Source organism: Streptomyces sp. NPDC059695, from assembly GCF_042733785.1.
Taxonomy (GTDB): domain Bacteria; phylum Actinomycetota; class Actinomycetes; order Streptomycetales; family Streptomycetaceae; genus Streptomyces.
Map to the genome: position 1 here is coordinate 55,608 of NZ_JBHWFF010000007.1, position 19,113 is coordinate 74,720.

The 19,113-nt window shown below is 71.2% G+C and carries 20 protein-coding genes, 1 tRNA gene and 1 pseudogene; 16 read left to right on the plus strand and 6 right to left on the minus strand.

The window, feature by feature from the left end:
• Window positions 1–107 precede the first annotated feature (107 nt).
• The gene (gene fabI / locus ACFV2S_RS11025) at window positions 108–887 is read right to left on the minus strand and encodes an enoyl-ACP reductase FabI (RefSeq protein ID WP_385556347.1); all 780 of its coding nucleotides are present in this window, start codon (window positions 885–887) and stop codon (window positions 108–110) included.
• The gene (locus tag ACFV2S_RS11030) at window positions 884–1,774 is read right to left on the minus strand and encodes an alpha/beta fold hydrolase (RefSeq protein WP_385556349.1); all 891 of its coding nucleotides are present in this window, start codon (window positions 1,772–1,774) and stop codon (window positions 884–886) included. The genes fabI and ACFV2S_RS11030 overlap by 4 nt, the downstream gene beginning before the upstream one ends.
• A 109-nt stretch (window positions 1,775–1,883) precedes the next feature.
• Between ACFV2S_RS11030 and ACFV2S_RS11035 the strand changes: the two genes are divergently transcribed.
• The 14 genes from ACFV2S_RS11035 (at window position 1,884) to ACFV2S_RS11100 (ending at window position 12,503) form a co-directional block, all read left to right on the plus strand.
• Window positions 1,884–2,342, plus strand: coding sequence for a hypothetical protein (locus ACFV2S_RS11035; RefSeq protein ID WP_385556351.1), 459 nt, complete (start codon window positions 1,884–1,886; stop codon window positions 2,340–2,342).
• A gap of 60 nt (window positions 2,343–2,402) precedes the next feature.
• Window positions 2,403–2,588 (plus strand): hypothetical protein, encoded by a 186-nt coding sequence (locus ACFV2S_RS11040; RefSeq protein WP_385556353.1) that lies wholly within the window; start codon window positions 2,403–2,405, stop codon window positions 2,586–2,588.
• A gap of 24 nt (window positions 2,589–2,612) precedes the next feature.
• Complete coding sequence (locus ACFV2S_RS11045; RefSeq protein ID WP_385556355.1) at window positions 2,613–3,251, plus strand: TIGR03086 family metal-binding protein; 639 nt, start codon at window positions 2,613–2,615, stop codon at window positions 3,249–3,251.
• On the plus strand, window positions 3,241–3,504 hold the full coding sequence (locus ACFV2S_RS11050) for a hypothetical protein (protein ID WP_385556357.1): 264 nt from the start codon (window positions 3,241–3,243) through the stop codon (window positions 3,502–3,504). Before ACFV2S_RS11045 ends, ACFV2S_RS11050 begins: the two co-directional genes overlap by 11 nt.
• 17 nt (window positions 3,505–3,521) lie before the next feature.
• Window positions 3,522–4,496 carry a ferritin-like domain-containing protein gene (locus ACFV2S_RS11055; protein ID WP_385556358.1) on the plus strand — a complete coding sequence of 325 codons (975 nt, stop codon included), beginning with the start codon at window positions 3,522–3,524 and terminating at the stop codon, window positions 4,494–4,496.
• The gene (locus ACFV2S_RS11060) at window positions 4,486–4,836 is read left to right on the plus strand and encodes a holo-ACP synthase (RefSeq protein WP_385556360.1); all 351 of its coding nucleotides are present in this window, start codon (window positions 4,486–4,488) and stop codon (window positions 4,834–4,836) included. The genes ACFV2S_RS11055 and ACFV2S_RS11060 overlap by 11 nt, the downstream gene beginning before the upstream one ends.
• Entirely contained in the window at window positions 4,833–5,279 is a 447-nt protein-coding gene (locus tag ACFV2S_RS11065) for an acyl-CoA thioesterase (protein WP_385556362.1), read from the plus strand. The genes ACFV2S_RS11060 and ACFV2S_RS11065 overlap by 4 nt, the downstream gene beginning before the upstream one ends.
• Window positions 5,276–6,787, plus strand: coding sequence for an AMP-binding protein (locus ACFV2S_RS11070; RefSeq protein WP_385556364.1), 1,512 nt, complete (start codon window positions 5,276–5,278; stop codon window positions 6,785–6,787). The genes ACFV2S_RS11065 and ACFV2S_RS11070 overlap by 4 nt, the downstream gene beginning before the upstream one ends.
• Window positions 6,784–7,701, plus strand: coding sequence for a hypothetical protein (locus tag ACFV2S_RS11075; RefSeq protein WP_385556366.1), 918 nt, complete (start codon window positions 6,784–6,786; stop codon window positions 7,699–7,701). Before ACFV2S_RS11070 ends, ACFV2S_RS11075 begins: the two co-directional genes overlap by 4 nt.
• Before the next feature lie 711 nt (window positions 7,702–8,412).
• Window positions 8,413–10,434: a sensor histidine kinase gene (locus ACFV2S_RS11080; RefSeq protein ID WP_385556368.1), complete on the plus strand. Its 2,022-nt coding sequence runs from the start codon at window positions 8,413–8,415 to the stop codon at window positions 10,432–10,434.
• A gap of 6 nt (window positions 10,435–10,440) precedes the next feature.
• Window positions 10,441–10,875 carry a roadblock/LC7 domain-containing protein gene (locus ACFV2S_RS11085; RefSeq protein WP_041132185.1) on the plus strand — a complete coding sequence of 145 codons (435 nt, stop codon included), beginning with the start codon at window positions 10,441–10,443 and terminating at the stop codon, window positions 10,873–10,875.
• A 2-nt stretch (window positions 10,876–10,877) separates the two neighbouring features.
• Entirely contained in the window at window positions 10,878–11,249 is a 372-nt protein-coding gene (locus ACFV2S_RS11090) for a DUF742 domain-containing protein (RefSeq protein ID WP_385556369.1), read from the plus strand.
• Complete coding sequence (locus tag ACFV2S_RS11095; protein ID WP_383797384.1) at window positions 11,227–11,850, plus strand: ATP/GTP-binding protein; 624 nt, start codon at window positions 11,227–11,229, stop codon at window positions 11,848–11,850. The genes ACFV2S_RS11090 and ACFV2S_RS11095 overlap by 23 nt, the downstream gene beginning before the upstream one ends.
• Window positions 11,847–12,503 carry a GAF domain-containing protein gene (locus tag ACFV2S_RS11100; RefSeq protein WP_385556371.1) on the plus strand — a complete coding sequence of 219 codons (657 nt, stop codon included), beginning with the start codon at window positions 11,847–11,849 and terminating at the stop codon, window positions 12,501–12,503. The genes ACFV2S_RS11095 and ACFV2S_RS11100 overlap by 4 nt, the downstream gene beginning before the upstream one ends.
• On the opposite strand, the pseudogene ACFV2S_RS11105 reads toward ACFV2S_RS11100, so the two are convergent.
• Window positions 12,485–13,552: pseudogene (locus ACFV2S_RS11105) on the minus strand (acyl-CoA dehydrogenase family protein); the annotation flags it as partial. The gene ACFV2S_RS11100 and the pseudogene ACFV2S_RS11105 sit on opposite strands and share 19 nt — an antisense overlap.
• Window positions 13,553–14,123: 571 nt before the next feature.
• On the opposite strand from ACFV2S_RS11105, the gene ACFV2S_RS11110 reads away from it, so the two are divergent.
• Together ACFV2S_RS11110 and ACFV2S_RS11115 are read left to right on the plus strand one after the other, a co-directional pair.
• Window positions 14,124–14,200 (plus strand) — tRNA-Pro (locus ACFV2S_RS11110).
• A gap of 125 nt (window positions 14,201–14,325) precedes the next feature.
• Window positions 14,326–15,984 (plus strand): serine protease, encoded by a 1,659-nt coding sequence (locus tag ACFV2S_RS11115; RefSeq protein ID WP_385556373.1) that lies wholly within the window; start codon window positions 14,326–14,328, stop codon window positions 15,982–15,984.
• Between the two features lie 787 nt (window positions 15,985–16,771).
• Here the strand turns inward: ACFV2S_RS11115 and ACFV2S_RS11120 are convergent.
• From ACFV2S_RS11120 to ACFV2S_RS11130, 3 genes are read right to left on the minus strand one after another with little or no spacing between them, the layout of a single operon-like run.
• Window positions 16,772–17,620, minus strand: a complete 849-nt coding sequence (locus ACFV2S_RS11120) for an IS5 family transposase (RefSeq protein ID WP_385556375.1) — start codon at window positions 17,618–17,620, stop codon at window positions 16,772–16,774.
• Between the two features lie 16 nt (window positions 17,621–17,636).
• Entirely contained in the window at window positions 17,637–18,023 is a 387-nt protein-coding gene (locus ACFV2S_RS11125) for a hypothetical protein (protein ID WP_385556377.1), read from the minus strand.
• Window positions 18,024–18,067: 44 nt separating this feature from the next.
• On the minus strand, window positions 18,068–18,919 hold the full coding sequence (locus ACFV2S_RS11130) for a DUF6192 family protein (protein ID WP_385556379.1): 852 nt from the start codon (window positions 18,917–18,919) through the stop codon (window positions 18,068–18,070).
• Window positions 18,920–19,113: the final 194 nt, after the last annotated feature.

Below are 19,113 nucleotides of genomic sequence, written 5' to 3' on the forward strand. Positions count from 1 at the left end.
CACCCCCCCGCAGGCCGTGGGGGCGGTTTTCTCCGCGGCGGGCTACGCCACGATGTTGGGCGGGGGCGCGGAGCCGCCCCCCTCCCCACTTCGCTCCTCGTCGTCGCTCAGGCGCCTATGGCGTGGACTCCGCCGTCGACGTGCACGATCTCTCCCGTGGTCTTGGGGAACCACGGCGAGAGCAGGGCGACCACCGCGCGCGCCGTGGGCTCGGGATCGGAGAGGTCCCAGCCCAGCGGGGCACGCTGGGTCCACACGTCGCGGAAGGTCTCGAAGCCGGGGATGGACTTGGCCGCCATCGTCTTGATCGGCCCGGCCGCGACCAGGTTGCAGCGGATGTCGTGCGGACCGAGGTCCCGGGCGAGGTAGCGCGAGGCGGACTCCAGCGCCGCCTTGGCCACCCCCATCCAGTCGTACGCGGGCCAGGCCACCTTGGCGTCGAAGTCCAGGCCGACGATGGAGCCGCCGTTCTCCTCCATGAGCGGAAGGCAGGCCATGGCGAGGGACTTGAGGGAGTACGCGGAGACCTCGACCGCGGTCGCCACGGACTCCCAGCCGGCCGTCAGGAAGTGACCGCCCAGGGCGTCCTGCGGAGCGAAGGCGATGGAGTGCACCACCCCGTCGAGCCGCGCGTCACCGCCGACCTCCTGCCTGATCCGGTCGGCGAGGCTCGCCAGCTGGTCCGGGTTCTGTACGTCGAGTTCGAGCACCGGAGCCTTCTCCGGCAGCCGCTTGGCGATCCGTTCCACCAGGCCGAGGCGGCCGTAGCCGGTGAGCACGACCTCGGCGCCCTGCTCCTGGGCGAGCCTGGCCGTGTGGAAGGCGATCGAGGACTCCATCAGGACTCCGGTCACCAGAATGCGCCGGCCCGCGAGGATGCCGCTCACTTCGCCGCCTCCGTCCCGAGCCCGTTCGCCTGCCGGCCGGCGTCGACGGACACGAAGTCCACGACCTCGCGGACGACCTGGGGCGCGCCGATGATCCGGCGGTGCCCCAGCCGCGCCGTGGTCACCAGCCGCGCGTGGTCGCCGAAGGCGGCCAGGACCCGGCGGGCGTGCGGGGGGTCGACCATGTCGTCGTCATCGTCGTGGATCACCAGGATCGGAACGCTCACCTCTTCGGCCCCGGCGAACACGGAGAACCGGTGCCAGATGTCCTCCTCGTCCGGGAACATCTCGCGCTCGATGCGCCCGCGCAGCTCGTCCTTGAGCTTGTCGCGCAGGCCCAGCTGCTCGCAGAACTTGTCGACCAGGTAGGCGAATTCCGGTACGGGACTGATCGCGGCGATCCGCCCCGTGCGCAGCCCGTGCTGCATCGAGAGGAACGTCGCGGTGACGCCGAGGGAATGGGCGACGACCGCCTCGAAGTCCCCGTGTTCCCGGTGCAGCCGGGTGAGGATCTTCAGGTACTCGGCGATGTTGGTGGTGCGGCCCGTGGAATCGCCGTGACCGGGCGCGTCGAAGCTGACCGGGCTGTACCCCAGCTCGACCAGTTCGCCGATGATCTTCGCGAAGCGCGAGGCGCGCGACTCCCAGCCGTGCACGACGAGTACCTTGCGCTTCCCGTCGCCCCACTCGTACGTCACCACGGCCGTGTCGTTGACCTGGATCTCACCGCGCCGGGCGGTGTCGAACACCGGGGCCTCGTCGGGCCTGGGCCTGCTGCGGCCCTTGGGCATCCGGAAGAGGTTGAACGCCCCTTTGCCGGCCAGCTTGCCCGAAGCGTAGGACGTGCTGTTCAGGGCTGCACGTACAACTGCCGTAGAGCGTTCCATGTCACGCGCCCTTCTGGTTCTGCCGGAGATGCGGGAGAATCTAGCACGATCGTTCGCGTATATTCATCCCGTGAAACCGTTCCAGGCCACGACCAGGAGGCATCGAGCCGTGTCCCGCCCCATCTGGAGCTCGCCCTGGCAGCCCGGTCCCGTGGTGGTGCCGTCCGACGGCGCGGGTCCGGTGACGGTGAACATCACCGAGTTCACGGCCCACCGCCCGCTGGACGCGGCCAAGGTCTTCGTCGCGGGGGTCATGCTCCGCCGGAGCTGGCCCCGGACCGGCGGCGCGATCGGCATGTGGCTCTGGATGGAGTCCGGTTCGCTGCGTCCGCGCTCGGGCTCGGTCTCCCTCTGGAGCGACCGCGCGCGGCTCCAGGACTTCGTCGTCCGCCCGGACCACCTGCGGATCGTGCGGGCCTTCCGGGGCAAGGGCGCGTTGCGCTCCGTCACCTGGAGTTCGTCCGAATCCCGCCCGGACGCGGTCTGGGGTCCGGTGCACCGGATCCTCTCCGGGCAGGATCCCTGGCCCCTCGGGCCGGACGCCCCGGAGGGGTCCGTCGGACCATGAAAGTAAACGTACGGTCGTGCTACTGTCTGATCGGTCTGTACTCCCGTTCTGGAGGATGACGTGTCTCTCTCGCCCGTGGCCGGAGCCGAAGACCGCTACCCCGGCCCCAACCAGCGATTCAAGGACGACCTCGACCGTCTGATCGACGAGTGCCTGATGCCGTCCGTCCCCGGCCCCGCGCAGGGCCCGTCCCATGGACCCGCCCCACTCTCCGCAGCCCAGGCCGACGAACAGGTCAACGGCTGAGGAAGCCGACCGAGAAGGAGTCGCATGGACATCCTGGACCTCGACCGCACGGCCGTCCTGGAGACGGTCCGTCTCCTGGAGCACGCACAGCCCGAGGACTGGGAACGCCCCACCCCGTGCGACGGCTGGAACCTCCGCCGGCTGGTGGCCCACATGGCGGGTCAGCACCACGGATTCGCGGCCGCTGCCTCCGGGGGCGGCGCGGACCTCGCCGTCTGGCAGGACCGGTCCCTCGGCCACGACGGCCTGGCCGTCTACCGGGAGTCGGCCGATCTGGTCCTCGGACAGTTCGCCGAACCGGGCATCCTGACGCGGGAGTTCTCCCTCCCGGAGATCAGCACCGACCTCAGGTTCCCCGCCACCGTCGCCATCGGATTCCACTTCCTGGACTACGTCGTCCACGCCTGGGACGTGGCCAGGACCCTCGGCATCGAGCCGGACCTCACCGAGGAGACCGCGGAGGCCGCCCTGCTCTTCGCGCTGAGGGTCCCCGACGACGAACGGCGCCTGCGCCCCGAGGCGCAGTTCGCACCCGCCCTGCCCACCGGCCCCGGGACGGGCTCGCTCGACCTCGTCCTCGCCACGCTCGGCAGATCACCCGACTGGCCCGCCGGGGCCGCACCGACCGACCGAACCCTCCAGGAGGATCTCCGTGACCGCTGACCTCAGGGCGAATATCGCCCGCCGGCTGGAACTGACCGAGGACGAGGTGTTCGACGGCCGTCCGCTGTCCGCCGTCCTCGTCGCCTCACCGGTGGCCATCAACTCCATCGACCTGCTCGACGCGTTCGCGGGCGCCCTCGCCGACGTCGGCCTCGACGACGACGTGGAGCTGCCGACGATGACGCTGGACCACACCGCCGGCGACGTCGTGGCAGCCCTGACCGGCCAGCTCGACTCCGCCACCTCGTCCTGAACGGAAGGCGTGAACCCGTGCTGATCATGACCGACATCGTCAGTGAGCTCCGCGCCGGAGCGACCATCAGCGATGTGCTGCGCGCCCAGCAGAGCTATCACGAGTACCGCCGCTGGTCGTCCGACGAGCTCTTCGACGGCCGCCGGCTCGACCGCCCGGCCCCCGAGGACAGGGCCGCCCTGTGGCACGCGGCCCGGGCCGAGCTGACCACCCAGCCCGCCGGGATCCGGCTGGCCGTCGACGGAGTGAAGCTCGCCCACGAGATCCGCGAGTCGAACCCGCTCGGCGCCGACGTCCTGCACATCGCCGCCGCCTGGTCGGCCCGCTACTGGCTGGAGGAGGAGGCCCACCACGAGGTCTCCTTCGGCCGCCTCATGGAGATGGCGGGGGTCGACCCCATAGGCCACGACGAGGTCGTCGACCACCGGGGACCGTTCCCCACCGACAACTACGCCCGGGTCTGCGTCCTCCAGGCCTGCGTGGAGATCGAGGCCTGCGTCTCGTACGGGTTCGTCTCCCGCACCACCGAGGACGGGCTGGTCCGAGACGTCTTCCACACGGTGATGAAGGACGAGGTGCAGCACCGGCAGTACTTCGTGTCCTTCGCCAAGGCCCTCGTGGAATCCGGGGTCTACCCCATCAAGGACGTCCTCTCGATGGCGTACACCTGGATCCGCCCCGACGGGGGCGAGACCTACGGCTCCTCCCGCGAGGCCCAGACCGACCGGCAGGGGTACGTCAACTGGTGGGAGCACCTGCGCGGCGGCGAGGAGGAGTTCGGTCTCGGCGACGTCGCGCTGCACGAGGGTTCGGTGCATTCCAGGAAGCTCAGCAGTGTCTTCGCGCTGGTGCGCGAGGCCACCGGGATCGCCGTCACATCGTATGAGGACCTCAAGCGTGCCTACTTCGCCAGCCTTCGGACGAACGATGTCGACAGGATTCGATCTGCAGTCCGTCGAGGAGCTGAGAAGGAAGCCGCACTTGCTCGATAGCGGTGCGCTGTTCACCGCCGCCGAACGGGCCTACGTCCGGGCCCGGCCCGACCCGTACGCCTCCCTGGCCGGGCTGTTCTCGGCCAAGGAGGCCTGCGTGAAGGCGCTGAGCGCCATGGGTGGAGCACCGGACCACACCTTTCCCGACATCGAAGTGGTGCACGGCCCCGCGGGCCAGCCCCGGATCCGGCCCCACGGCCGCCTCGCCGCGTGGGCGCGGGAGCGCCACCTCGCCGTCGAACTGTCGATCAGCCACACCGGCGGCATGGCGGGCGCCGTCGTCGTACTCCTCTCCGCTCCGCCGGAGGAGCGAGGGAGAGAAGGGAGGGCCGCGTCGTGACGAGTGACGCGACGGCGGGCACCGCCGCACCGCCCGGACCGGTGGAGCACACCGTCGAAGTGGGTCTGCGTCCCAACGACTTCGACTGGGCCGGGCACCTGAACAACAGCGTCTTCCCCCAGCTCCTGGAGACCGGACGCTGGGAGTGGGGACTCGCCAACAAGGTCGACCTGCGGGACAGCACCCTGGTCGCGGTGGTGCTCCAGCTCCGCCTCGACTACCTGAAGGCGGTCGACTGGGACCCGGTGGGCCGCCTCTTCGTGCGCACCTCGCTCGCCGGGCAGACCCCGTACAGCTTCACCCTCGCCCAGGACGTGCTCCTGGCCGACGGGACCGTGGCGGCCCGGGGCCAGGTGCGCCTCGGGCTGGTCGACCGGGTGACCAAGGCCATTCACCGGGTCGACCTGCGGGCCCTGCCGGACCTCGGGGGAGGGGCCTCATGACCGCGCGCACCCTGGGCGAGGCCGTCGCCGCACAGGCCGGCCGCTCGGACGCGCACGTCGTCTTCGGAACCTCCGTGAGACGGGAGACGATCGGCTACGCCGAGTTCGGCGAGCAGATCGCGGCGGCCGCGGGCGGCTTCGCCGAGCAGGGCGTACGGCCGTCGGACCGGGTGATGATCCGGATCGAGAGCACCCGCGAGGCGGTGGTCGCGCTCCTGGGCCTGGTCCACCTCGGGGCGGTGCCCGTCTCGGTGAAGCCGAAGGTCCCCGGCGCCATCACGCGTCAGTACCTGGCCATGGTGGCGCGGCAGCAGGGCATCCGGCACACGTTCAGGATCCCCGGACAGGGGCTGCGCGAACTGGACCTCGTCCTGCGCCGGGGCGTGGTCCGCGAGCCGGCCGCCGCGGCTCCGGAGGACCTCGCGTTCGTCCAGTACACCAGTGGCTCCACCGGCATGCCCCGGCCGATCCCGCTCAGCCACCGGGCGCTGCTCGGCAACATCGAGGCCATCCGCGGCGTCTCCGGGATGAAGCGCGGGCACGCCGGGCTCATCGCCCTGCCGCTCCACCACGACATGGGCCTGGTCGGCGTGCTGACCTCGCTGGTGTACGGCATCGACCTCGTCGTCGAGAGTTCCGGCACGTTCCTGCGCCGGCCCATGGCGGCGCTGCAGCTGCTGCGGGACACGGAGAGCGTCCACAGCGCCCTGCCCGACTTCATGCTGAGGTACCTCGCGGCACGGATCGGCGAGGCGGCCCGGCAGGGCGCCCCCGACCCGGAGCTGTTCGGCGCGTGGCGCACCGTGTTCTGCGGGGCGGAGCCGATCCGGAGGCGGACGGTCGACACCTTCCTGGACGCGGTCCGCCCCTGGGGGTTCGACCCGACCTCGCTGGTGTTCTGCTACGGGCTCGCCGAAGCGACACTGATGGCCACCTCGCACCGCTACGTGGACGCCTCCACCAGCTTCTCGGCCGTCGGGGCCGTCGACGCGGCCTGCCTCGGCGTGCCCGTCCCCGGCCTCGACCTGCGGATCGTCGACGAGTCGGGGCGGGGCTGCGCGCCGGGCGCGACCGGCGCGGTGCAGCTGCGCGGGCCCACCCTCTTCGACGGCTACGACGGGGCGACCGATCACCGCACCTCCTGGTTCGACACCGGCGACCTGGGACACGTGCGCTCCGGCCGGCTCTATCTGAGCGGCCGGCACGGTGACCGGATCTCCGTGAACGGCGTGAACGTGTTCGCGACCGACATCGAGCAGGTGGTGGCGGCCCTGGAACCGGTGGCCGAGGCCGTGGTCCTGCCGCACGGGGAGTCCTTCGCCGTCCTCGTCGTGCCCGAGCGGGCACGGGTCGTCGACACCGCGAGCGTCGCGGCCGGGATCGCCGCCGACTTCGGAGTCGCGCCCCACTCCGTGATCGAGGTCCCGCGGAGCGCCATCACCCGTACGGCCAGCGGCAAACCGGCCCGCACCCACATGACCGAACAGTTCGAGAAGGGACTGCTATGACCGCCACCGGCACGGGGGCGCGCATCGGAATCGCCATCGCCTCCGGAATGCTCAAGGGCGTGTTCGGGCACGGCGTGCTGTCCGCGTTCGAGGAGCGCGGACTGCGGGCCCAGGCGTACGGCACGGCCTCGTCCGCCGTTCTCTCCGGCGGGCTCGCCGCGGTGGGCCAGGCCCGTGCGACGGGCGTGGACTACTGGCACAAGGCCGCCGCGGGAGCCGCGGGCAAGGGCATGAGCCATGTCGTGTTGAGCAGCATCGAGGAGTACGGCCCGACGCTGCGGGCGGGTCTCTTCCGTGCGGGAGCCCCCGAGTTCCTCCTGGCCACCAGCAAGGTCACCACCCCCGAGGCGGCCGAGATCACCCAGGGGCCGGGGGCGAAGGAGCTGGGCAGGCAGTTGCTGCGGAACATCTTCACCGGGGACCGCGGCTGGGTCGTGGAGAACCTGTCGGCCGAGGTGTTCTCCTCGCACGCCGAAGGCCACGGAGGGCGGCCGAAGCTGACGCCGGAGAACTTCGACGCCGTGTCCTACGCCTCCACCCGCATGATGCATGCCTGGGCCGTACCGGCCGAAGTGGACGGCGAGGCCTACGTCGACGCCTCGTACACCTGCGCCTGCCCGGCACGCGAGGTCGCGGCCACGGGCGTCACGGAGCTGATCGTGATCGGAGCGGACCCCTTCCCGGTCTTCCGCGACATCTACGCCTCCGAGGAGATCGTCGACGGATCCGTCCTCGACGGGGCCACGGTGCACGTGGTCAAGCCGGACGAGGACCTCAAGGGCCTGGGCGTCGACTACGCGTCGGCCTCTCCCGAAGGCCTCAGCGGCGCCTACGAGCTCGGGCGTGCCGCGGGTCTCCGCTTCGTGGATCTGAACCCGGCCCTCCTCGACGCGGCCGGGATCCCGGGACGCTAGGACCGACCGGCCAGCAGCCCGGGAGCCCGCCGACACCGCAGTCGGCGGGCTCCCGGCCGTCGGCGGGCCTCCGGGGCCTCCGGCCGGAGGGAGGTGCCCCGGGCCGGCCGCCAGGGCTGTCGTCCCGGCTGGGGCGGAGCCGGCGCCGGCGACCCCGCCGCACCCACTTGTCCGCGCCCGGCGGCACCGTGAATCTCACGGAACGTCACCGGCCCGTTGCGGGTGCGATGGGCGGGGTGCCGGATCCGGCGGCCCGGGACGGTGCGGTTCGGTGGGGTGGAGCCGTAGGGGGCGGGCGCCGGCCGGGGTTCGCCCGGTACCGCACGCATCCCCCCCAGAAGCGAGTGGACCGGACGTTCCGCCCCTCCTTCGGGGATTCCGGTCAGGACGGTTTCCGCAGAGCGCGGGGGCGCGCAGGCGCCTCCGCCCTCTTCCGTTCCGCCCGCCACGGACCTTTCCGCGCCAGGAGATCGACTTTCGGCCGATCATTCTCGGCCTGTCGCGCGAGGGGAGATACCAGAGGGGCCCGGTCTGCGGGTAAGTTTGCCAACTGCGCACCGCACATGAACGGTTGACGACTACAGTGTGTGGTTGATGATCATCGATAGGCTGATCGAACGTCTGTAGAACACCTCCCCCGTAGGCCCCCGTAGACCCCCTGAAGAACACCCCCGCAGTACGCCGATTCCTGGGCACGTACCAAGGACACTCATGTCTCAACTTCGCGCACCCGCCTCGCGGTCCGATCGACGCGAGGGCGGGCGGCACGGCCGGCCAGGCGCCCGCTCCGCCACCGGTACCCACAGCGATCCCCCGGCGCAGGCCTCCGCGCCGCTCTCCACGGAAGCCCGCATACGCCCCCAACTCCTGCGCACCTCCGTGCTCCCCGCCGTCGCGGTGGCCCTCGGCGGCGCGGCCGCCGTCCTCTTCACCATCCGCTCCACGGGCGCCAGCCCCGGCCCCGGGCTCTGGGCCGCGCTCACCGGAGCCGCCGCCCTCACCGTCGCCTCCGTGACGGCCGCCGCGCTCGGCGCGGACCGGGCCTCCAAGGCCGTGCTCGACCGCTGCAACGCCCTGCGCCGCGCCAGCGCGCGCGACCAGAGCGAACTTCGCACGGTCGTCGAACAGTTGCGCAAGGGAGAAGGCCCCCCGCCTCGCCCCCCGCTGCCGACCACCACTGCCGCAGGTGACGAATTCGACCTGCTCTCGCAGGAACTGACGCGCTCCCACGAGGCCGCCGTGGCCGCCGTCGTGCAGGCCTCCCGGCTCTCCAGCAGCGTCGGCAACGAACAGAAGGTCGAGGTCTTCGTCAACCTCGCCCGGCGCCTGCAGTCCCTCGTCCACCGTGAGATCCAGCTCCTCGACGAGCTGGAGAACGAGGTCGAGGACCCGGAGCTGCTCAAGGGCCTGTTCCACGTCGACCACCTGGCCACCCGCATCCGCCGCCACGCCGAGAACCTCGCGGTGCTCGGCGGCGCCATCTCCCGCCGCCAGTGGTCGAACCCGGTCACCATGACCGAGGTGCTGCGCTCCTCCATCGCCGAGGTCGAGCAGTACCCGCGGGTGAAGCTCGTCCCCCCGATCGACGGTACCCTCCGGGGCCATGCCGTGGCCGACGTCATCCACCTCCTCGCCGAACTCGTCGAGAACGCGACGCTGTTCTCCGCGCCGCACACCACGGTGCTGCTGCGCGCCCAGTACGTCACGGCCGGACTCGCGATCGAGGTCGAGGACCGGGGCCTCGGCATGCCCGTCACCGAGCAGAACAAGATGAACGCCCTGCTCGCCGACCCCGACCAGGTCAACGTCGCCCACCTGCTCCAGGACGGCCGCATCGGACTCTTCGTCGTCTCGGCGCTCGCCCGCCGGCACGGCATCGCCGTACGCCTCCAGTCCAACATCTACGGCGGCGTCCAGGCCGTCCTGGTGCTCCCGCAGGGCCTCCTCGGCTCCGACCCCGAGGGCCTCGCCCAGCACGAGCGCCAGGCCGCCGCGACCGCCGGCTCCGCGGCGATCCCGCCCGGCCAGGTGCAGATGCAGCCCCAGCCCGCGGTCGCGCCCCCCATGACGACCCCGAGCCACGCCCCCGCCCCGGCCCCCGTGCCGAGCCAGGCACCGGCCCCGGTCGCGGCGCACACCCCGGGCCACCTCACCGGCCACCCGCAGCCGACCCCGCAGGCGCCCGCGCCGACGCCCCTCGGCGGAAGCGCCCTGGGCGGAACGGGCGCCATGGCCGGAGCGGGCGCCCTCGGCGGAACGAACTCCATGGCCGGAGCGGGCACCCTCGGCGGTGCGAACGCCATGAGCGGTCCGTCCGTCACCGCCCCCGTACCGCCGTCCGTGCCCTCGCCGTCCCCGGAGCGGGCCCCCGCCCGTCACGAGGACACGCAGGTGCTCGGCGTCTACAACGGCGGGTACGGGAACCCCGGCCACGCCCCCGCGGCACCGGCCCAGCCGTCCGGCGCCGCCCACGCGAGCCCGCCCGAGCACCTGCTCTCGCCGCTCCCCCCGGCCCCCCGTGCCGAGGCCGACGGCCGGCCCCTGCTCCCCAAGCGGCGCGCGCAGGAGCACATCGTCCCGCAGCTGCGCGACGAGCCCGCGACCCGCAAGACGGAGGAGCACGCCCTGCACGACCCGGGCCTGATGGCCGCGTTCCAGCGCGGTATCGGCCTCGCCGAATCCCAGCCCGCCCCCCATGAATCGCTGCGTCCCGGTGACGCGCACAAGGAGTAGATCACCATGGCGAGCAATGTGCCGACCGGCCATTCCTCGGACCTCGACTGGCTGCTCAGCGGCCTGGTCCAGCGGGTCCCGTACACCCGCAACGCCGTCCTGCTCTCCTCCGACGGTCTCGTGAAATCCGTCCACGGCCTCGACCCCGACGCCGCCGACCACATGGCGGCCCTCGCCTCCGGGCTCTACTCGCTCGGCCGCAGCGCGGGCGCCCGGTTCGGCGACGGCGGCGAGGTCCGCCAGGTGGTCGTGGAGCTCGACTCCACCCTCCTCTTCGTCTCCACCGCGGGCTCCGGCACCTGCCTGGCCGTCCTCGCGGGGCGCGAGGCGGACGCCGCCGTCCTCGGCTACGAGATGGCGATGCTCGTCAAGAGCGTCAGGCCCTATCTGGTCACCCCCGCCCGGCAGGCCGCCGGCGCGGTGGGCGGCCTCGGGCAGTAGACGTGACGTCTCATCAGGAAGGACCCTGGCTCGACGACGCGGCCGGGCGGCTGATCCGCCCGTACACCGTGAGCGGCGGCCGGACCAAGCCCACCACCGCGCTGGACCTGCTCTCCATGGTGATGGCGACCGGATCCACCCCCCAGGCGCACATGGGTCCCGAGCACAGCCTGGCCCTCGGGCTGTGCGACGGGCCGACCTCGGTGGCCGAGATCTCGGCGCACTTACGGCTCCCGGCCGTCGTCACCAAGGTCCTGCTCTCCGACCTCGTGGACTGCGGGGCGCTGACCGCCCGCGCACCCCGCTTCCACGCCAATCCCACCGACCGTTCCTTGCTGGAGGCAGTGCTCGATGGCCTACGACAACGGCTCTGAGCGCCACGACAGTTTCGCGTCCGACCCGTTCCCCACCGCGCTCAAGATCCTGGTGGCGGGCGGATTCGGCGTGGGCAAGACGACCCTCGTGGGCGCGGTCAGCGAGATCGAACCGCTGAGCACCGAGGAGCTCCTCACCTCGGTCAGCGCGGCCACCGACAGCCTGGAGGGCGTGGAGTCCAAGACCACGACCACCGTGGCCATGGACTTCGGCCGCATCACGCTCGACGACCGCCACGTCCTGTACCTCTTCGGAACCCCGGGCCAGGAGCGCTTCTGGTTCATGTGGGACGAGCTCTCCGAGGGAGCGCTCGGAGCGGTCGTCCTCGCCGACACCCGCAGGCTCCAGGAGTGCTTCTCCGCCGTCGACTTCTTCGAGCGGCGGGGCATCCAGTTCGTCGTGGCGGTCAACGAGTTCGACGGCGCCTACCGCTACGAACCGGACGAGATCCGCTCCGCCCTCGACCTCAGGCCGGAGGTGCCGGTCGTCCTCTGCGACGCCCGGATCTCCAGCTCCGGCATCCGCACCCTGCTGACCCTCGTCCAGCATCTGCTCACCACCATCCCGGACACCGTGCCGAGCTACGGAGCCACGCCATGACCTACGACCCGACCGGTCACCTCCTGCTGACCCCCATCGACAAGGAGGCGCCGGCCCGTGTGCAGCGGCTGCGCGAACTCGGTCTCGGGGAGCGGCCGGACCCGGCGTTCGACGACTTCGCCCACCGGCTCGCCGAGGTGACCGGCGCGCCGTTCTCGATGGTGAACTTCATCGACGAGAACCGGCAGTTCTTCGCGGGGCTGCACACTCCCGAGGGCACCCACTCCGGCAGCGACCTGGGCGCCACCGCCGCGGGCGCCGGCGGCGTCGGCCGCTTCATGGCCCGTGACCACGGCTACTGCCCGCACGTGGTCGTGCGGCGCAAGGCGCTCGTCCTGGAGGACGTCTGCGACTACCCGCGCTTCGCCGGGAACCCGGTGGTGGACGAGATCGGCATCCGCTCCTACATGGGGGCGCCGCTGATCGACCGTACCGGGGTCGCCCTGGGCACCATCTGCGTGGTCGACACCGACGTCCGGCCGTGGGGGTGGGGTCAGACGTGCGCGGGCACCGGCTCCGGCGTACGGACCAGCTCGGACAGCCGCTCCGACCAGCTGCCCTTGTCCTGGCCGAGAGCGACCTCCGCCAGCCGCAGGAGCTGGACGTCGGAGGTGCCGGCCGGGGCGAAGATGTGGTGGGCGTCCCGGAGGTAGCGCTCGATGGCCCGGTCCGTGAAGAGGCCGGCGGCGGCGTGGATCTCCATGGCGTTGCGGCCGGAGTCGATCGCCGACTCGACGTTGACGAGCTTGGCGTTCATCAGCTCGGTGTCGCAGGAGAGGCCCTGGTCGAGCAGGTGCACGGCGTGGTACGCGGCGAGCCGGGCGGTCATCAGCCGGGACTGCATCTGTCCGAGCTTCAGCTTCACCGTGGGTAGGTCGTGGAGCGGCTTTCCGTAGCGGATGCGCTCGGAGGCGAAGCGGGTGGTCTCCTCCAGGATCGCCTGGTGGATGCCGAGCGAGACGGCGGTGAGGTTGGCCCGTCCGTACAGCACGCTGGAGGAGTACGCGACGGCGAGGCCGTCGCCCTCGTCGCCGAGGCGGTTGGTGGCCGGAACCCGGCAGTTCTCGAAGATCAGCTCGCCGAAGCTGAAGCCGTGGAGGCCCATGGCCTCCTGCTGCGGACCGGTCCTGAAGCCCGGACGATCGGATTCGACCAGGAAGGCGGTGAGTCCCTTCGACCCCGGACCGGTCCTGACCACGACACCGTGCAGATCGCCGACGTGGCTGTTGCCGACGTAGACCTTGCTGCCGTTGAGGATGTAGTCGTCGCCGTCCCGGACCGCGCTGGCGCTCATGCCGAGGACGTGACCGCCGGACTCGGGCTCGGTGACCGCGATCGTCGGCAGGCAGGCGCCGGCGGCGATCTCCGGGAGCCAGGTCTTGCGCTGATCGTCGCTGCCGAAGTGGACGATCTTGGCGGTGCCCAGCTGGGAGGCCTGGACCATGGCGCCCATGGCGCCGCTGACGCGGGAGAGCTCCTCGATGATGATGGTCTTGGCCAGATGGCCGGCGCCCATACCGCCGTATTCCTGGCTGATTGTCGCGCCCAGCCAGCCCTGCTCGGCGATCCTGCGGGACAGCTCGTGGTGGACCGTCCGGGAGGCCTCCATCTCGGCTATCCGTGGCCGAACCTCACGCTCCGCGAAGTCGCGGACCGTTTCGCGGAGCTCATGATGCAGCCGGCTGCTGAAGTAGCTGTCCATGCGAGTCCTCACCTGCGAGACGCCTGTCCGGTGGGTTGTCCGGACAGGTGGTGCGTCGGCAGTGGTCCCGTCCCGAACAGGCCGACCACTTCATGGTGTTGATCTTTACGGAACGGATCAATATCGCCACCAAATTTGTCCGAAACCGGAATGGTTGACGTTTGTTTCCGACTGTGTTTCGCGAGGTCTTGGCCTGCTCGACCCGATTCGCAGTCCTTTCCCCATGGTCAACTTTCTGCCACATGCCAACGGCAAGAAAGCGATCGGCATATGGCGATGAGCTGCCCTGTATCGGCATATCAGGCCCTTCCTCCCCAGAAGGGCCGTATTCCCGAAGCCCGCCACCTGCCTTCCTGCCCGTACGGCACCCGCCTGCAGTCCCCGGAGGCACTCATTCCGGCCCGCTGGAGCGGGCGCGCGGGCGCACTCCGGGGCGCTGGGGCGCGTCACGGAGCGTGAGGGCGCGGGCACGGCGTACGGGTGCCAGGAAACGCGTGCGTGACCACCGGGGAAAGTGCGGTATTGTTCTCATGCGCGTTCGGCCAGGGGAAACCCCAGGTCAGACGGGTATCGGGACGTGGCGCAGCTTGGTAGCGCACTTGACTGGGGGTCAAGGGGTCGCAGGTTCAAATCCTGTCGTCCCGACCACGCGGAAACGCAGGTCGGAGGCCGTTCTCTCATCCATGAGAGGGCGGCCTTTCGTGCGTCCCGGGAGGCGCACGGGTGTGACCCGGCTCACGGGAACCCGGGGGCGGGCCGGTCCAGTGCTGATCATGAACCTCCACTCGAACCACGCTTCTTCGTCCGCCCCGTCCGACCCCGCTCGGACGACGACGCGCCGGTCCGTGCTGCGCGGGCTCGGCGCCGCCACGGCCGCGGGCACCGCCGCGGTCTGCCTCCCGGCCGCCACGGCCCACGCCGCGTCCGCCGGGCCGCGGACCTCCGCAGCCTCCGGCACGTACGCCCTGACCCTCGTCCACCTGGGACGCGACGGCGCACCGACCACCGACTACCGCACCCTGCTGACCGCGCTGTCCGGCCCCGACGCCGGCAGCGGCCGGGAAGTGAAGGGGTCACCCAGTACAGTCACCCTCCAGGTGCCCGGCGGGCGGTACATGCTCGACGCCACCCTCTCCACCAGGCCGGTGGGGGAGGGGAACTGGGGGAACGACTGGCTCGTCCAGCCCCGGCTGGACGTCGACCGCGACATGACCCTGGTCCTCGACGCCCGGGTCGCGCGCCCGGTCGACATCCGGCCGCCGGTCGACGACGCCGGGTACGAGCAGACCGGGGTGTTCGCCGAGGTGACGTACGAGGGGGTCACCGGGGTCGCGAACCTCCTGTCGATGTCGCTGGACCTGCGCACCGCGCACCTGGGGCCGGCCGCCGAGCCGGGCTCGGTGCGGACCTGGGTCGACACGTACTGGCGCCGTCCGTCCGGCGTCTGCGCCCTCGGCTACGCCTTCCGGGGCGAGCGCGCCCTGGACGGCCTGGTCCGGCACCCCGCCCTCGCCGACCTGGCCACCCTGGAGGTGCGCGCCGGGGCGCCCGCGTCCGGCGCCGGAACGGCCCTCGTCGAGTTCTCGCCCTCGGTGGGAGCCTCCCCGGCGCTGGGGTTGCCGGTGCCGTCGAGGGGCACCGGGACGTTCCTCCTCACGCCCGAGCGCGGCACCTGGGACCTCGTGTACGGCATGCACTCCGAGGCGGAGGGGCCCGCCAACCACTACTTCGTCCTCGGGCGCTCGTTCACGCCCGGCTCCACCACGGTGCACACCTTCGACCTCCCGGTCTTCGGCCCGGCCCTGGACTCCTCGCCCGGCGCCCGGCCCGTCGCGCAGCGCACCGGCGACACCATGGACCTGACGGTGCCTCTGCTCGCCGACGGCGACGGCCACGTGCCGTCCTCCCCCCTCTTCACCGCGTCGACCGTCACGCTCCACCGCAACGGCACGCTGATCGGGACCCGCCGAGGCGAGAAGCCGGGGCACGCCTCGTTCACGGTGCCCGCGGGGCGCGCCGCCTACCGGCTGACCGCGAGCGCGACGCGGCCGCGCGGGAGCGTCACGGCGGCGTGGACCTTCACCTCCGCCGCGACGGCCACCGCCACCGACCTGCCGCTGAGCGCCGTACGCTTCGGTCCCGACCTCGCGCTCGACGGCACCGCGCCGGCGCGCACCGCGAGCCGGGTGGCGGTGTCGGTGGAGGGTGCGGCCCGGCGGTCGGGAGTGCGGTCGCTGACCGTGTCCGTGTCGACGGACCGGGGCGTCACCTGGACGCCGGCGGCGGTGACCGGCGGACGGATCGCGGTGACGACACCGGAGCCCGGCAAGGCGGTGTCGCTGCGCGCGGAACTGACGGACGTGCACGGCAACACCCTCACCCAGACGCACATCGACGCGTACGTCACGCGCGCCGCCACCGGGGCGCGCTGAGTGCCTGATTGGAATCCCTGGTCGTAGGGCTTGAGGGTCGCGATGCTGGCTGTATGGGCTCGTGTGGGGCGGTGCGGCGGCATTGCCCGGAGTGCGGGGTGCCGCTGGCGACGACGAAGACGGCGGCGGCGGTGTTCTGTTCGGGTAGGTGCAGGTCAAGACGTTGGCGGGCCTTGCAGCACGCCCGCCGGCGGGTAGCGGAGATGCAGCGGGGGCGAAGAACCCTCTGGGTCTGAGGGCGCGAGTGGACGGTTGGGGTCCGGCTGGGCCGCTCGGCCGTGTTCTGCTCGTCGCTGCGCGGAAGCTTCTGGTCTGTATGCCTTTGCACCGAGGCAGGCATCACATCTGCTGGGCGGATCTTGAATCCCGTGCGGAGTCACTGATGGAATCGGGCATTCCACCGAGGGGGAGAGATGGGATATCTGATAGCGGCGATCGCCGCGGGCATACTGTGGGTCGTCATTCACCGAGCGAGCCGGGATGGTGCCGCGTGGGGCGCCGTGGCCGACTGGGCACGCGCCCAGCGATGAGTGGCTGTTTGAGGCCCGGCTCGTTGATGGTCCGTGGGTGTGCGGGGGCATGCTTTTGCGGGGGGGGGGGGGGGGCCGGATGGGGCCCCGCGCCGGGGGGCTGTGAGGGGGGGGGTGGTGGGGGGGGGGGAGGGGGTGGGGGGGGGTGTGGCGTGTGCGCGCGGGGCCGCCGGCGGCCCCCCCCCCCCCCCCCGCGCCGGGGATGAAGCTCAGGGTGAGGACTGCCGGGGGCTCAAGGTGAGGTGAGAGTCGGCCGGTCAGGTCTTCTTCGACCAGCTGGCGTGAGGGCTTTTGCGCGTGAGCCGGCGGGTCATCAAAGTGATAAGTGCCCAGGTCAGATGTGCCTCTGAGTGCTGTGGGAGGCGTTCGTAGTCGCGGACGTTTCGGCGGGCTTTCATGATCCAGCCCAGAGTTCGTTCGACTTTCCAGCGACGTGGCAGGACGACGAAGCCTTTGGCTCCGCGGGGGCGGGAGACCGTTTTGAGGGTCGTGTTGAGGAAAGCGCCCGACCAGTTGATGAGCTGGCCGCCGTAGGCGGAGTCGGCCCAGACCTGGGTGATCTGCGGTTGCATGACCCGCAGCCGCCAGAGGAGTTCGCGGGCCGCGTCGCGGTCGGTGGTATCGGCGGGCGTCACCGTGATCATCACTGGAAGCCCGAGGGTGTCGACGGCGATGTGTCTCTTGCGGCCGTTGACCTTCTTCCCCGCGTCGAACCCGCGGGTGGCCTTGGAGACCGTCTCGGCTCCCTTGACCGACTGCGAGTCGACGATCAACGTCACGGGCCAGGGGCATCGTCCCTGGCCCGTGCGGATCTGCCGCCTCAGTTGATCACGGAGAAAGCCGATGACGCCGCGGCGGTGCCAGGCGGCGAAGTGGTAGTAGACGGTCTGCCAGGGTGGATAGTCCGCGGGCAGGGCCCGCCACTTGACCCCGTTGTCGACGAGATAGCGGATGGCGTCGACGATGTCGCGCCGTGGCCACTTCTCCGGCCGGCCGCCCGTCTTGGTCTGGCAGGCCGGCCGGGGAAGCAGCGGTTCGATCACCGCCCATTCCGCAACCGTGGTGTCGGAGGGGTAGCGGCGCCGGCGGGTCGTTAAAGCTGGCATGGGAGGGGGTCCGGGGTCATTTGGAGAGCTGGGCGAGGGTGGCGCGGGCGCCGGTGAGCTGGGCGGATGCGAGCTGGGCCCACTCGTCGTCGGGGTGTCGCGTGAGGTGCGGGTCGAGCGTCCCCGTGATCAACCGGGTCAGGCGCCCCAGGACGAGGCGGAACTGCTTTTTCTCGTATTCGATCCAGTCGGCTGGCTCTTCGGAGAAGAGGTAGCCGTCCTTGCGTCGCCAGATGATCGGCGTCAGGTGCTCCGAGGCTCCGACATCGCGCAGGTGACGGACCCCGCGGGCGACCTGCGAGGGAGAGAGGCGGGTGGCGGCGACCAGCTGCTTGGCCTGGAGTCCTGCGGGTCTGGCTTCCATGAGCGCGACGCGGACCAGGTCGCCGTAGTGCTCGGACAACGGCCGGGCCTGGCCGGCGCCCCGGGGGCGGCGGGACACCGCTGTCACTCGCCCTTGAGGAGCTGGGCGAGCTGCTCGTCCAGGGTGAACGTGCCGGTCTCCAGCGCGGCCTCCAGCCAGTCGGCAGCTCCCCGGACCTTGGCGATCGAACGCCGGACCGTCTCGCATTCGTCGTCGCTGAACTCCTGGTCCCGCAGCCGCGGAACGAGCCGGCCCAGCGTCGCCACGTACTGGTGGGCGGAGCCGACCAGGTCGAGGTATTCCATGGTGTGCTCGATCCTGCGGACCGCTGGCATGCGCTCGCGGATCTGCTCGCGGGCCTGCTCGGAGTTGTCGAACTGGGCCCGGTTGACGGTGAAGCGGACGTCGTCGTTGCGCATCGCCTGCCGGGCGACGCGAGGACGTTGCAGCAGTACGGAGGTGACCGAGGTGGCGACGTCGTCGTCGCGGGTGAGTTCCTTGACGACCCTGATCCGCTCGGCGGCCGGCATGCTCTTTGCGGTCTCGGGACGGGAGAGCAGGGACGCGGCCACGTGGACGGCGACGTCATCATCGCGGGTCAGGTCCTTGACTGCCCGGACCTTCTCCTCGACCGAGACCGGATTGTCGACCTGGTGCCCGACCAGGCGTTTCGCTCCGTCCGTGGTCCACTGCTTGCGGCCCGCACGCGGGTTGAAGGGGGCGTCCTCGACCGACACCCACCGCTCTTCCTCGTCCGTGATGGAGGCGAGGATCTTGTGGACCGTGTGGGAGACGTCGTCCTTGCGCTTTTCCTTCGGCCAGCGCGAGGACACCCACCGCCAGTCCTCGACGGTCTTGCGTGAGACACCAATGTCGTCGGCGAACATCTGCAACGCCTCCTCGACCGTGAACAGGTCGTCCGTCCTCTTGGCCACCGACCCTCCCACCGGTCGCATTGGCTCGATGAGCAGGGCCTTGTCACCCAGTGCGAACTGGGCCTTCGTGACTTGAGCGATCAGCTCGCGCGCTTCCGCAACGAGCTCTTCGTAACGCGTCCGTGAGACGTTCCCGACCCGATCCGACATGACGTCACCGCCCTCGTGCCCCCGGGCCGGGCCGAACACCGGCG